10 protein-coding genes are annotated in these 14,672 nt (G+C 56.5%); all 10 read left to right on the top strand.

Going from position 1 to position 14,672, the window contains the following annotated elements:
• Nucleotides 1-232: 232 nt before the first annotated feature.
• Nucleotides 233-1,828, top strand: a complete 1,596-nt coding sequence (locus tag AUC60_RS10870) for an HET-C-related protein (RefSeq protein ID WP_405623755.1) — start codon at nt 233-235, stop codon at nt 1,826-1,828.
• Nucleotides 1,829-1,913: 85 nt separating this feature from the next.
• On the top strand, nt 1,914-3,512 hold the full coding sequence (locus AUC60_RS10875) for an ABC transporter substrate-binding protein (RefSeq protein WP_087266595.1): 1,599 nt from the start codon (nt 1,914-1,916) through the stop codon (nt 3,510-3,512).
• Between the two features lie 282 nt (nt 3,513-3,794).
• Nucleotides 3,795-5,423 (top strand): ABC transporter substrate-binding protein, encoded by a 1,629-nt coding sequence (locus AUC60_RS10880; RefSeq protein WP_087266597.1) that lies wholly within the window; start codon nt 3,795-3,797, stop codon nt 5,421-5,423.
• Nucleotides 5,424-5,786: 363 nt separating this feature from the next.
• A complete protein-coding gene (locus AUC60_RS10885; RefSeq protein WP_087266600.1) occupies nt 5,787-7,385 on the top strand; it encodes an ABC transporter substrate-binding protein in 1,599 nt (532 codons plus the stop codon).
• A gap of 175 nt (nt 7,386-7,560) precedes the next feature.
• Nucleotides 7,561-8,943, top strand: coding sequence for an OprD family porin (locus tag AUC60_RS10890; RefSeq protein ID WP_087266602.1), 1,383 nt, complete (start codon nt 7,561-7,563; stop codon nt 8,941-8,943).
• Between the two features lie 85 nt (nt 8,944-9,028).
• Complete coding sequence (locus AUC60_RS10895; protein ID WP_087266604.1) at nt 9,029-10,624, top strand: ABC transporter substrate-binding protein; 1,596 nt, start codon at nt 9,029-9,031, stop codon at nt 10,622-10,624.
• 72 nt (nt 10,625-10,696) lie between these two features.
• Entirely contained in the window at nt 10,697-11,707 is a 1,011-nt protein-coding gene (locus AUC60_RS10900) for an ABC transporter permease subunit (protein WP_087266605.1), read from the top strand.
• A gap of 11 nt (nt 11,708-11,718) precedes the next feature.
• On the top strand, nt 11,719-12,630 hold the full coding sequence (locus AUC60_RS10905) for an ABC transporter permease subunit (protein ID WP_087266607.1): 912 nt from the start codon (nt 11,719-11,721) through the stop codon (nt 12,628-12,630).
• 10 nt (nt 12,631-12,640) lie between these two features.
• Complete coding sequence (locus tag AUC60_RS10910; protein ID WP_087266609.1) at nt 12,641-13,609, top strand: ABC transporter ATP-binding protein; 969 nt, start codon at nt 12,641-12,643, stop codon at nt 13,607-13,609.
• A complete protein-coding gene (locus tag AUC60_RS10915) occupies nt 13,609-14,583 on the top strand; it encodes a peptide ABC transporter ATP-binding protein (RefSeq protein WP_087266611.1) in 975 nt (324 codons plus the stop codon). The genes AUC60_RS10910 and AUC60_RS10915 overlap by 1 nt, the downstream gene beginning before the upstream one ends.
• Nucleotides 14,584-14,672 lie beyond the last annotated feature (89 nt).

Raw genomic sequence — 14,672 nt, forward strand, 5'->3', positions numbered from 1 at the left:
ACGCGGCCAGTACGTCGCGATTCGCAGCCTTGGGCAGCTCTCGCCGCTCATTCTGCCGATCATGCAAAGGCCGGCCACTTTCCCGAGTGCGCTGTCGATATTTCGCGTTGCCCGGTGTGCTGCGCCCTACAACGCTCAGTCAGCGATCTGATTCCCCTGAAAATCTGCATCCGTACACTGGGACGTGCGTCGGGCGATCCCGCTCCGGCCGCATTAACTCAAGGAATCAAGGATGAATCCGCTCATTGAAGAGTCCCCACTGGCCGCTACTCCCGTTCATCGCGGCGCCACCGAAACTGACAACACGATGGTCGGCCGTCCGCCGATCATCCAGCCACGATTTTCAGCGGGCGAAGGTGGCCCTGGCACGGCGACCCACGGCTCCATCGAGCATGTATTGAAAACCGCCGGGTTCAGGGAACACGAAGTTCGAGCCATCTATTTCGGCAATTGGTTGCGCGACTATTCACAATTGCTGGACCCCAAAATCGTGCGCGCCACGAGCATGCCCAAAAGCTTCCCGGACCTGCTGTCCAGAGACGCACTAACCAAAGTCGTCGATGTGCTGGCAATACGTGAATTCAAAGACCTGATGCAGGTGGATAGGGAACGGTTTCGGGTTACTGCGCAACGGCTCGGCGTCTATCGCCCCAGCGAGCATATCGACAACCCGAAAGTCACCGCCCCCGAGCCGGCCAATCCACAGAGCCGTGACAGCGATTTCGAACCGTGGGTGCTCGACGGTGATGCGTTGCTGAAGGTCGACTACCAAACCTCCATGAAGCGCTACATTCAGCGCAGCACCGCAACCATGAAGTCGCAGCTCGACTCAGCATCGAGCGCGGGCCTGGAGTCCACCGACGGTTTGCGCGCTTTTGGTTCTGCCCTCCATATACTTGAAGACTTTTTCTCGCACTCTAACTTTGCTGAACTGAGCCTGATAAAGCTGGGTTACACCGATGTTTTGCCTTGGACCTCCAAAGCCGACTGCCGCCATGGATTGCCGCTGGTGACCGGGATGTTCGGTTCAACCGACGTCATCGCCAGCCTCGCGGCCCCGATAGGCAAAATTCTGTTTTCTGTCAAAGACACGATCTTCACCCCTATTCAGTCAGGCGAACGTTACGAAAAAGACCAGATCATTCAGATCCTGCTCAGCGAGCATCCGGACGAACGTTTGCTCAGCGCCTACGAAGGCTTCCTCAAGGTGCGTGACACGTGGGCCGACCTTCCTTACTCAAGCTATCTCCAAGAGCTGAATCACCACCTTGCCTTACCGGGCCAGCTTTTCAACAACGCCATTGGCTATGTGATGCAGGCTTTGCTGACGGTGGTAGGCAACAGCATCGGGCCCGCGCAAACCCTGATAACCGGCGATCCCAACAGCAATGGCTCGACAGATCCTTCGCACTCGCAACTGGCTAAAGACCATGCCGAACATCCGCTCCACGAACTGGCCGCGCTGCTGGCGCAGGAAGCTGTCGAGCACTTGGGGTTCGTCATGCTCGAACACTGGCTGGGCAGATCAGGCGCGGGGGACCCCGGGGTCGTCGCGGCTGCTTACATAACCCACGCCAACGACAGCAGTTGGCAGGACGACATTGTCAGGAAATGGGCAGCCGAAAATCCTCAACAGGTCAAAAAGGCCGCCAGCAAAAACGAATTGGCAAACGTCGCTGAGAAAGTTCGAGGCCAAGCCATGCAGGAGCTGGAGAACCTCAATAGTCAGGGCACACACTTTCTGGAGACATTCCTTACCGAAGATAACGCACTGTTGCGCTTGTGGAAGCTCACTCCGCTTGGCTGGTACCTGACCCGACGCAAGTAACAAATTGTCGCGACCTCACGGGTGCGGCACTATCCGTTGTCTATTGCATCAGACATTCGGACTAGCTGCACTTCGCGAGGACTTCATGGGACATACGCCGTTCAAACCATTACTCCTGACCGCTGCCTTGCTGGCATGTGCGCCTTTGGCCCATGCAAGCACGCTGGTCTACTGTTCGGAAGCCAGCCCGGCAGGGTTTGATCCAAGCCAGTACACCAGCGGCACGGACTTCGATGCCTCTGCTGAAACCGTCTTCAATCGTCTGACACAGTTCAAGCGCGGTGGCACCGAGGTTGAACCTGGGCTGGCCACACGCTGGGATGTTTCAAGCGACGGCCTGACCTATACCTTCCACCTGCGCCCCGGCGTAAAATTCCACACCACCGATTACTTCACCCCGACCAGGGACTTCAACGCCGATGACGTGCTGTTTACCTTCCAGCGGCTGCTGGACAGCAACCATCCGTTTCGCAAGGCATACCCGTCCGAATCGCCGTACTTCACTGATATGGGCATGAACACCACGATCAAGAGCGTCGAAAAAGTCGACGATCTGACCGTCAAGTTCAACCTCAACAACGTCGACGCTGCCTTTGTTCAGAACCTGGCGATGAGTTTCGCCTCCGTGCAGTCAGCTGAATATGCAGGCCAACTGCTCAAACAGGGCAAGGCCGAAGAACTCAATCAGAAGCCCATCGGCACAGGCCCCTTCGTCTTCAAGCGTTATCAGAAAGACGCCCAGATTCGTTACGACGCCAACACCGCCTACTGGAAGCCCGAGGATGTGAAACTTGATCACCTGATCTTTTCCATCAATGGCGACGCCGCAGTGAGACTGCAAAAGCTCAAGGCCGGAGAGTGCCAGGTCAGTGGTTATCCGCGCCCGCAAGACATTGAGCAGATGCAGAAGGACCCGAACCTCAAGGTCATAAGCCAGCCAGGGTTCAACCTAGGTTTCCTGGCTTACAACGTGACACATCCGCCGCTGGATCAACTCAAGGTCCGTCAGGCGCTGGACATGGCCATTGATAAACCCGCGATCATCAAGGCGGTTTACCAAAGTGCCGGGCAGCTGGCACAGAACGCCATCCCGCCCGGCCAATGGAGTTATGACCCAAGCATCAAGGACGCCCCGCACGATCCGGAAAAAGCAAAGCAACTGCTGAAAGAAGCTGGCGTCGCGCCAGGCACACAGATCAACCTGTGGGCCATGACCGTCCAGCGTGCCTCAAATCCTAATGCGCGCATGTCAGCGCAGATGATTCAGGCCGACTGGGCCAAGGTCGGCATCAAGGCCAACATCGTCAGTTATGAATGGGGCGAGTACATCAAACGCGCCAAAGCCGGTGAGCACGATGCGATGATTTATGGCTGGACCGGCGACAATGGCGACCCCGACAACTGGCTCGGCGTGCTGTACAGCTGCGCAGCAGTCAAAGGCAGCAACTACGCGAAATGGTGTGATCCTGCCTACGACAAGCTGGTGCAGAAAGCCAAGCTGACCACGGATCGCGACGAGCGCATCAAGCTCTATCAGCAAGCGCAGCAGATCCTCAAGACGCAGGTGCCGATCACTCCGATTGCCAATTCCAGGGTCTTCCAGCCAATGCGCAAGGAAGTGCAGGACTTCAAACTGAGCCCCTTCGGCCTGACGCCTTTCTACGGTGTAAGTCTGACCAAATAACCGAACCTTTAGAAAAATTGGTAACACTGCCGCGCCAATCGAGTGCATTCAACACGTTTGACTGCGCACGATTGGTGCGCAAAACCTTCCTGAATGCGACGCGCAAACGATCAAATGCGTCAGAAATTACACTTATGCGACATTCGTGTACGCTCGTGCCACTCTTTGATACTTCTTTGGCGCCAACGCCTTGCTTTGGGTATGGCCCCTGCATAAGTATCGGCAAGATCGGCTCACAAGGTCAGATCCTCAATTTTAAAAATGACAACAACTGAGGCCACCATGCTCAAACACGCGGTCATTCCGTTTCTACTCAGTGCAGGCTTGATCACTGCAGCTCCTTTCGCTCAAGCGGCATCGAACCTCGTGTTCTGCTCCGAAGGCAGCCCGGCCGGTTTCGACCCAGGCCAATACACCACCGGCACCGACTTTGACGCTGCCGCAGAAACCGTTTTCAACCGTCTGAGCCAGTTCGAACGTGGCGGCACCGCGGTAATTCCGGGCCTGGCCACCAAATGGGATGTGTCCCCGGACGGCTTGACTTACACCTTCCACCTGCGTGAAGGCGTCAAGTTCCACACTACTCCGTACTTCAAGCCAACCCGCGAATTCAATGCTGATGACGTGTTGTTCACTTTCAACCGCATGATCAACAAGGACGATCCATTCCGTAAGGCGTATCCGACCGAATTCCCGTACTTCACCGACATGGCGATGGACACCAACATCACCAAGATCGAGAAGGTCGACGATCACACCGTCAAGATGACCCTCGGCACTGTCGATGCTGCTTTCATTCAGAACCTGGCCATGAGCTTCGCCTCTATTCAGTCCGCTGAATACGCAGCCAAGCTGCTCAAGGAAGGCAAGCCTGAGCTGATCAACCAGCAGCCGATCGGCACCGGCCCGTTCGTATTCAAGAGCTACCAGAAAGACTCCAACATCCGCTTCACCGGCAACAAGGATTACTGGAAGCCTGAAGACGTCAAAATCGACAACCTGATCTTCGCCATCACCACCGACGCTTCGGTTCGTGCCCAGAAGCTCAAGAAAGGCGAATGCCAGATCACCGCTTACCCACGCCCTGCCGACCTTGCACCACTCAAGGCCGACAAGGACCTGAAGATGCCGGATCAGGCAGGCTTCAACCTGGGTTACATCGCCTACAACACGATGGACAAGATCAAGGGTAGCGATCAGCCAAACCCTCTGGCCATCAAAGAAGTTCGTCAGGCGCTGGACATGGCCGTGAACAAGCAAGGCATCATTGATGCGGTGTATCAGGGCGCGGGCCAGCTGGCTGTCAACGCCATGCCGCCGACCCAGTGGTCCTACGACACCACCATCAAAGACGCACCGTTCGACGTTGAAAAAGCCAAGGCGCTGCTCAAGCAGGCCGGCATCAAGGAAGGCACCGAAATCACCCTGTGGGCGATGCCGGTTCAGCGTCCTTACAACCCGAACGCCAAACTGATGGCCGAAATGCTCCAGTCTGACTGGAAGAAAATCGGCATCAACGTGAAGATCGTCAGCTACGAATGGGGCGAGTACATCAAGCGCGCCAAAGCGGGCGAAAACGGCGCGATGCTGATTGGCTGGAGCGGCGACAACGGTGATCCGGACAACTGGCTCGGCACCCTGTTCGGCTGTGACGCCATCAATGGCAACAACTTCGCCAAATGGTGTGACAAGCCTTTCGATACCTTGATCCACCAGGCCAAGGAAACGACAGACCCGGCCAAGCGCACCGAGCTGTACAAACAGGCACAACATCTCCTCAAAGATGCCGTACCTATGACGCCTATCGCGCACTCAACGGTTTACCAACCGATGCGCACCTCCGTACAAGACTTCAAGATCAGCCCGTTTGGTCTGAACTCGTTCTACGGAGTTAGCGTCACCGGCAAGTAAGGATTAAATAACTGCGCTGCAGTAGTGGCGCAGTTATTTCCTTTCGTCGGTTATATAAAGTTAGTTGCGCAAAATATGCAGAGCTGCCGAAGGCTGCGAATTACGGTGCGTCAGATACGACGTCATCGCAGCCTTCGGCAGCTCCTGCATAAACTGCGCTAACTACTTACATACAGAAGTTTCCTACGCGTTTTTAGGCATTCGGTACTACATACAGTCTCGCCCGACGGACATACCTTCGAGGGCGCGAGCCAAGCTATTTCATTTTGTTACTGAGCAGTCGAGAAGGCTTCCAGCTTGCAGGCAATGCTTTGCCTGGCAACTGTTGGGCATTTACTACTCACTTGAAGGATAAGGATCATCATGCGTAAAACCATTGCCATGTCGTCGTTGTTCAGCCTTGGCTTGCTGGCCATGACACCTGCGGCGCAGGCCGCCAGCAATCTGGTGTTTTGCTCGGAAGGTAGCCCGGCAGGTTTCGACATCGCCCAGTACACGGCCGGCACGGATAATGATGCCGCCGAGCCGATCTACAACCGACTGACCGAGTTCGAACAAGGCAGCACCGCTGTTATTCCAGCGCTGGCCACCAAGTGGGATGTTTCCGAAGACGGCCTGACCTACACCTTTCACTTGCGCGAAGGGGTGAAGTTCCACACCACGCCGTACTTCAAGCCAACACGCGAGTTCAATGCCGATGACGTGCTGTTCACGTTCAACCGCATGCTCAAACCAGACCATCCGTTCCGCGTCGCTTACCCGACCGAATTCCCCTACTTCAACGGCATGGGCCTGAACAAGAACATCAAGTCGGTGGAAAAAACCGATCCGATGACCGTGGTCTTCAGCCTGAACAAGGTCGACGCCGCGTTCATCCAGAACGTCGCGATGAACTTCGCCTCGATTCTTTCCGCTGAATACGCAGACCAGTTGATGAAGTCCGGCAACCTGCACGACATCAACCAGAAGCCAATCGGTACTGGTGCTTTCGTCTTCCAGCGTTATCAGAAAGACTCGCAAATTCGTTACAAGGGCAACAAAGAGTTCTGGGACCCGAGTCGCGTCAAAATCGACAACCTGATTTTCGCCATCAACACTGATGCTTCGGTACGGATGCAGAAACTCAAAGCCAACGAGTGCCAGGTTTCGCTCAACCCGCGCCCTGCCGACATCCAGAAGCTCAAGGAAGACAAAGACCTGAAGGTAATGGAACAGGCAGGTTTCAACCTGGGCTATATCTCTTACAACGTGCGCCATGAGCCGTTGGGCAAACTGGAAGTACGTCAGGCGCTGGACATGGCCGTCAACAAGCAGGCGATCATCAACGCCGTGTATCAAGGCGCAGGCCAACTGGCCGTGAACGCCATGCCGCCGACCCAATGGTCTTACGACGAAACCATCAAAGACAATCCGTACAACCCTGAAAAAGCCAAAGAGCTGCTGCGCGCAGCGGGCATCAAGGAAGGTACCGAGCTGACCCTGTGGGCAATGCCGGTTCAACGTCCTTACAACCCTAACGCCAAACTGATGGCTGAAATGCTCCAGGCCGACTGGGCCAAGGTGGGCATCAAGGTCAAGATCGTCAGCTACGAGTGGGGCGAATACCTCAAGCGCACCAAGGCGGGCGAGCATGACATCTCGCTGATTGGCTGGACTGGCGACAATGGTGATCCGGACAACTGGATGGGCACTCTGTACAGCTGCGCAGCGATTGGCGGTAACAACTACTCAATGTGGTGTGACGAGAAGTACGACGCACTGGTCAAGGCCGCTGTTGCCACCGCTGACCGCGCTCAGCGCACCGACCTTTACAAACAGGCCCAGCAGTACCTGAAACAGCAAGTGCCGATCACGCCGATCGCTCACTCCACGGTTAACCAGCCGCTGCGTAAAGAAGTGCAGGGTTTCAAGGTCAGCCCATTCGGGCGTAACACATTCACCGGCGTCAGCGTCGCCGACTAAGCCAACGATCCAACAGATATTCGCTGCCCTTGACCAGGGGCGGCGAGTATCACCGTTCCAGAAATTCGATTTGTTAGCAGATGTATCTAAAAAAAACGGGGCAAAAAAAGCCCCATACAACCAGAGCCAGACCAAAAAAACTGGCAACTATAAAGTAGTAAAGGGAGCTTCAATCGTGAGAAAAGTCAGTACCGCAGCAGTCGCTTTGTCCATTGCCTCTTTAAGCGCAATGGTCCAGGCAGAACCCGCCAGCCAGGCATTCGTGCCGACTCAACTGAGCTCGAAAAGTGCACAGGGTGAAGCGGGTGGTTTCATTGAGGATTCACACCTGACCGGTACGACTCGCAACTGGTACTCGAACGAACTGCGTCGTCGGGATACCCCGCGCTACAGTTATCAGGATGATGGCGTTACAAAAACCACGCCACGTCGTATCAACTGGCAACAAGGCACCATCGTCAACTACACCTCGGGCTTCACCCAGGGCGTTGTGGGCTTCTCAACTGAACTGGCCCTTTACAACGCGATTGCGCTGGATCGTGATCAGGATCACTTCATCAACAGCTCCAACCGCACACTGGCTGACAGTGACGGTGACGCAGTTGGCCAGTGGAGCAAGGCAGGTCTTGCCAACATCACAGCGCGTGTGTCCAACACCACGCTGACCGCAGGCCGCCAGTCAGTGAACACGCCCGTGATTGCTTTCATCGGTAACCGTGCACTGCCATCGAGCTTCAACGGTGTGACGCTGAAAAGCGACGAGTTCAACAACCTGTCTTTCCAGGCGGGTAGCTACGATCGCATCTCGCCACGTATGCAACAGAGCATGACCAAGTTCAGCTCTTCGTATGCCGGCAACGGTGCGACGGCAGATCGCGTTGACATGGCAGGCGTGGACTACAAACCGTTCGAGAGCCTGACCACCAGCCTGTATGCGTCCAACGTTGAAGACTTCTGGCACCAGTACTACTTCGCGTTCACCCATGAACTGGGCGACACCGACGTACTGGGCCTGAGCTCCAACCTGAACTACTACAAAACCAAAGATTCCGGCAGCCGCAAACTGGGTCCGATCGACAACGACACTTACAGCCTGTCGTTCACTGCGACCCACAAAGCGCACAGCTTTAGCGTTGCTTACCAGGATGTAAACGGCGACGAGTACTTTGACTACCTCGGCGAATCCAACGCTATCTTCCTGGCCAACTCCCTGCTGTCGGACTTCAACGGTCCGAACGAGAAATCCCTGCAACTGAGCTATGTACTGAACATGGCTGAATACGGCGTACCAGGTCTGAAATTCAACATTTACCAGGCTCGCGGCTGGGACATCGACGGCACCAAATACAAAGGCACTGCATATAGCGACGTGCTGGCGATGGACGGCGAAACCCACTACGAATACGGCATCGGCACTTCGTACGCTGTACAGTCCGGCCCACTCAAGGCTACCGCGATCCGCGCGACTTACACCACGCACCGCGCCAGCGAAAATCAGGCTGATGGCAACATCAACGAGTTCCGTCTGGTAACCACGATTCCATTCAACATCCTGTAACTCGCACCATGACCGATCCGACGCGGGGGCCAACACCGCGCCGGATCGGTCGCACAGGCGTTAAAAAATCAACGGAGGGTTCACATTGAAACTGTTATCGCTACGCAACTCGATCGCCCTGGCTCTGTTCAGCGCGGCGCTGAGCGTCTCCGCCAAACCCTTGGTGGTTTGCACCGAAGCCAGCCCTGAAGGCTTCGATATCGTTCAATACACCACCGCTGTCACGGCTGATGCCACAGCCGAAACCTTTCTGGACAAGTTGGTAGGCTTCAAGCCAGGCACCACTGAAACTGAACCCAACCTGGCTGAAAGCTGGGATGTCAGCGACGACGGCCTGACGTACACGTTCCACCTGCGTAAAGGGGTCAAGTTCCAGACCACTGATTACTTCAAACCAAGCCGCGAGATGAACGCCGATGACGTCCTTTGGAGCTTTCAGCGTCAGCTGGACCCGAAGCACCCATGGCACGACAAGTCTCTGACCGGTTACCCGTATTTCGAAAGCATGGGCTTCAATGACCTGCTTAAAAGCGTCGAAAAAGTCGACGATCACACCGTCAAATTCACTCTGACGCGTCCTGAGTCGCCATTCCTGCGTGACCTGGCGATGCCGTTCACCTCGATCTATTCCGCTGAATACGCAGATCAACTGCTCAAGGCAGGTAAAACTGCCGAATTGAACAGCAAGCCTATCGGCACAGGCCCGTTCATCCTGACTCGCTATGCCAAAGATGCCCAAGTTCGCTATAAAGCCAACCCGGATTACTGGAAGGGTGCAGTGCCCAGCGAAACATTGATTTTTGCGATCACGCTGGACAGCAATGTGCGCCTGCAAAAGCTCAAGGCAAACGAATGTCAGGTCGCGCTTTATCCAAAACCGGACGACATCGCAAGCATCAAGGCAGACCCCAAGCTCAAGATCGAAGAGATGGAAGCCATGATGACCAGCTACATCGCCATCAACACTTCGCATAAATACTTGAGCGATGTGCGTGTGCGCGAGGCGATCAATCTGGCGTTCGACAAAAAGGCTTACATCAAGGCGCTGTTTGGCGAAGGTAAAGCAACTGAAGGGGTGAACCCGTATCCGCCAACCCTGCTCGGCTACGCCCACGACATCAAGAACCCGACACACGATCAGGAAAAAGCCCGGGCACTGCTTAAAGAGGCAGGCGTACCGGAGGGTCAGGAGTTCAGCCTGTTCCTGCGTAATGGCGGTGCAGTGACTAACCCGAACCCGGCTCTGGGTGCGCAAATGCTGCAGGCGGACCTGGCCAAAATCGGCTTGAAGCTGAATCTGCGCGTAATGGAGTGGGGCGAGATGCTCAAACGGGCAAAAGCCGGCGAGCACGACATGGTGTTTGCAGGCTGGGCTGGCGACAATGGCGACCCTGATAACTTCCTGACACCTAACCTGAGTTGCGAAGCGGCCAAGAATGGTGAAAATTACGCCCGCTGGTGTAACAAGGCGTTTGAAGAAGCGATCTCCAAGGCCCGGGAAAAAACCGACCCGGCTGAACGGGCCGCACTTTATGAGCAAGCCCAGCAGATTTTTGCCAAAGATGTACCTTGGCTGAGCCTGGCTTATCCAAAACTGTTTACCGCAATGCGCAGTAACGTCGAAGGCTATCAAATTAGCCCGCTGACCAATAACAACTTCGCCACTACCAGGGTGAAGTAGAAAAATAATCCGGCGGGCTCTACCCAGAGACTCGCCGGAACTCGCCTAACCGGCTGATGAGGTACCACCAGGATGTTTAGTTTTATCGCCCGCCGAGTGGGGTTGTTGATACCCACGTTTTTCGGCATCACCTTGCTGACCTTTGCCCTGATCCGCCTGATTCCGGGCGACCCGGTCGAAGTCATGATGGGTGAACGCCGGGTCGATCCGGAAATGCACGCTCAGGCCATGGAACGTCTGGGCCTGAACAAACCCCTGTACGCGCAATATCTCGACTACGTCGGCAAGCTCGCTCAAGGCGACCTCGGGGAATCCTTGCGCACGCGCACCAGCGTGTGGACGGAGTTCACCGCGCTGTTCCCCGCCACTCTGGAACTGTCGATTGCGGCACTGATCTTCGCGGGCATTATCGGCCTGCTGGCAGGCGTCATCGCGGCACTCAAACGGGGATCGTTATTCGATCACGGGGTGATGGGCATTTCCCTGGCAGGCTATTCGATGCCGATCTTCTGGTGGGGCCTGATCCTGATCATGTTCTTCTCGGTAACGCTGGGCTGGACGCCAGTGTCCGGGCGTATCGACCTGCTGTATGACATCCCGCCTGTCACCGGCTTCATGCTGATCGACACTTTGCTCAGCGGTGAAGAAGGTGCGTTCCTTGATGCGCTGCATCACCTGATTCTGCCTGCCATCGTGCTCGGTACCATCCCGCTGGCGGTGATCGCCCGGATGACCCGTTCGTCGATGCTGGAAGTGCTGCGTGAAGACTACGTGCGTACCGCTCGTGCCAAAGGTCTGTCGCCTGCACGCGTGGTATTTGTTCATGGCCTGCGTAACGCGCTGATCCCGGTATTGACCGTGTTCGGCCTGCAAGTCGGCGCATTGCTCGCCGGTGCGGTACTGACCGAAACGATTTTCTCCTGGCCGGGCATCGGCAAGTGGCTGATCGAAGCGATCGGTGCTCGTGACTACCCTGTGGTGCAAAACGGCATTCTGCTGATCGCCTGCCTGGTGATCCTGGTCAACTTCGTGGTGGACATCCTCTACGGCTTTGCCAACCCACGCATCCGTCACCAGCGCTGAGATCATTACCTATGAGCACACCTACTCCTTCGGTAGCAGTCGATCAAAGCCTGCTTTACCCCTCGCCGTACAAAGAATTCTGGCAAGCCTTCGCAAAAAACAAAGGCGCAGTTGCCGGCCTGTTGTTCATGATCCTGATTGTGTTCTGCGCGCTGTTCGCCCCTTGGGTCGCACCGCATGACCCAAGCGAGCAGTACCGGGACTTCCTGTTGACCCCGCCAGTCTGGCTTGAAGGTGGTCAATGGCAATTCCTGCTGGGCACCGACGAACTGGGCCGTGACTTGCTGTCGCGCCTGATCAAAGGCTCACAGCTGTCGCTGCTGATCGGTTTGTCATCTGTAGTGATGTCGCTGATCCCGGGCATTTTCATGGGTTTGCTGGCCGGGTTCTTCCCGCGCATCATTGGCCCGACGATCATGCGTCTGATGGACATCATGCTCGCCCTGCCTTCGCTGCTGCTGGCTGTGGCCATTGTCGCCATCCTCGGCCCTGGCCTGATCAACACCGTGATCGCCATCGCCATCGTTTCACTACCTTCGTATGTTCGTCTGACCCGCGCCGCGGTAATGGGCGAGCTGAACCGCGACTACGTGACGGCTGCGCGTCTGGCCGGCGCTACCCTGCCACGCCTGATGTTCATCACCGTGCTGCCAAACTGTATGGCGCCGCTGATCGTACAGGCGACCTTGAGTTTCTCCTCGGCAATTCTCGACGCCGCTGCGTTGGGCTTCCTCGGTCTGGGCGTACAACCGCCGACACCTGAGTGGGGCACCATGCTCGCTTCGGCACGGGACTACATCGAACGCGCCTGGTGGGTGGTGAGCCTGCCTGGTTTGACCATTTTGCTCAGCGTGCTGGCAATCAACCTGATGGGCGACGGTCTGCGCGATGCGCTGGACCCGAAACTCAAAAATGCCGCCTGAGGAGATTCGCATGTCACTTTTAGAAATCAAGAATCTCAACGTCCGTTTCGGCGACGCCAGCGCAGTGCCTGTTGTCGATGGCCTGTCGCTGAGCGTCGAGAAAGGCGAAGTCATGGCTATCGTCGGCGAATCGGGTTCGGGTAAATCCGTGACCATGATGGCGTTGATGGGCCTGATCGATCACCCAGGCGTCATCACTGCTGACTCGCTGAACTTTGATGGCAAGGAGCTGCTCAAGCTCAACTCGCGCCAACGCCGCAAAATCATCGGTAAAGATCTGGCGATGGTCTTCCAGGACCCGATGACCGCTCTGAACCCCAGCTACACAGTGGGCTTCCAGATCGAAGAAGTGCTGCGTCAGCATTTGAATCTGTCTGGCAAGGCCGCACGTCAACGCGCCCTTGAGCTGCTACAAAAAGTTGAAATCCCGGGTGCTGCTTCGCGACTCAATGCGTACCCGCATCAACTGTCGGGCGGTATGAGCCAGCGCGTGGCGATTGCCATGGCCATTGCAGGCGAACCCAAGCTGCTGATCGCCGACGAACCGACCACCGCGCTGGACGTGACGATTCAGGCGCAGATCATGGACCTGCTGCTGAGCCTGCAAAAAGAGCAGGACATGGCGCTGGTGCTGATTACTCACGACTTGGCCGTTGTTGCCGAAACTGCTCAGCGCGTCTGCGTGATGTACGCAGGCCAGGCGGTTGAAGTGGGTCAGGTGCCAGGCTTGTTCGACGTGCCTGCACACCCGTACAGCGAAGCACTGCTGGCGGCGATTCCGGAACACAGCATGGGTGCCGAACGCCTGGCGACATTGCCGGGCATGGTTCCAGGCCGTTATGACCGTCCGCAAGGCTGCCTGCTTTCGCCGCGCTGCCCTTACGTGCAGGACAACTGCCGCACCCAGCGCCCGGGCCTTGATCCTAAAGCCCACAGCCTGGCGCGTTGCTTCTATCCCTTGAATCAGGAGGTGGCGTAATGAGCGTCGTTCTTACCGCCCGCGACCTTACCCGTCACTACGAAGTCTCCCGTGGCCTGTTCAAGGGCCACGCGTTGGTGCGCGCCCTCAACGGTGTGTCTTTTGAACTTGAAGCAGGCAAGACCCTGGCTGTGGTCGGTGAATCCGGTTGCGGCAAGTCGACCCTGGCCCGAGCACTGACGCTGATTGAAGAGCCTTCTTCCGGCTCGCTGAAAATCGCCGGTCAGGAAGTCAAAGGCGCTAGCGCGGAACAACGCAAGCAGTTGCGCAAAGACGTGCAGATGGTTTTCCAGAGCCCGTATGCGTCGCTTAACCCACGGCAGAAAATTGGTGATCAGCTCGGCGAGCCGCTGCTGATCAACACCAACCTTTCCGCGCAGGAACGTCGCGAGAAAGTGCAGGCGATGATGGCTCAGGTCGGTTTGCGTCCCGAGCACTATCAGCGTTATCCGCACATGTTCTCCGGTGGCCAGCGTCAGCGTATCGCTTTGGCCCGCGCCATGATGCTGCAACCGAAAGTACTGGTGGCGGACGAACCGACTTCCGCTCTCGACGTGTCGATTCAGGCACAGGTCCTGAACCTGTTCATGGACCTGCAGCAGGAATTCAACACGGCCTACGTGTTCATCTCCCACAACCTGTCAGTGGTGCGTCACGTTGCTGACACGGTGTTGGTGATGTATCTGGGCCGCCCGGCGGAAATGGGTCCCAAGGAAGAGATCTACAACCGTCCGCTGCACCCGTACACCCAGGCACTGCTGTCGGCGACACCGACGATTCATCCGGACCCGCTGAAACCGAAGATCAAAATCGTCGGTGAACTGCCTAACCCGCTCGACCCGCCAAGCGGCTGCGCTTTCCACAAGCGCTGCCCATACGCAACCGAGCGTTGCGCCAGCGAAGAACCAGCCCTGCGTCTGGTCGACAACCGCCAGGTTGCCTGCCATTACGCTGAGCAGTTTGTGGCGGCGTAAATTAAAGGTTGATGAAGGACCTGTGGGAGCCGAGCTTGCTCGCGATGAACGATGACGCGGTATTAAGACAGACCGAGTCACCGTTCATC

This window comes from Pseudomonas caspiana (assembly GCF_002158995.1).
GTDB classification, from domain to species: domain Bacteria; phylum Pseudomonadota; class Gammaproteobacteria; order Pseudomonadales; family Pseudomonadaceae; genus Aquipseudomonas; species Aquipseudomonas caspiana.

Coding starts and splice junctions, on each gene's coding strand:
- AUC60_RS10870 (WP_405623755.1), top strand. CDS start 233: ATGAATCCGCTCATTGAAGAGTCCCCACTGGCCGCTACTCCCGTTCAT.
- AUC60_RS10875 (WP_087266595.1), top strand. CDS start 1,914: ATGGGACATACGCCGTTCAAACCATTACTCCTGACCGCTGCCTTGCTG.
- AUC60_RS10880 (WP_087266597.1), top strand. CDS start 3,795: ATGCTCAAACACGCGGTCATTCCGTTTCTACTCAGTGCAGGCTTGATC.
- AUC60_RS10885 (WP_087266600.1), top strand. CDS start 5,787: ATGCGTAAAACCATTGCCATGTCGTCGTTGTTCAGCCTTGGCTTGCTG.
- AUC60_RS10900 (WP_087266605.1), top strand. CDS start 10,697: ATGTTTAGTTTTATCGCCCGCCGAGTGGGGTTGTTGATACCCACGTTT.
- AUC60_RS10905 (WP_087266607.1), top strand. CDS start 11,719: ATGAGCACACCTACTCCTTCGGTAGCAGTCGATCAAAGCCTGCTTTAC.
- AUC60_RS10910 (WP_087266609.1), top strand. CDS start 12,641: ATGTCACTTTTAGAAATCAAGAATCTCAACGTCCGTTTCGGCGACGCC.
- AUC60_RS10915 (WP_087266611.1), top strand. CDS start 13,609: ATGAGCGTCGTTCTTACCGCCCGCGACCTTACCCGTCACTACGAAGTC.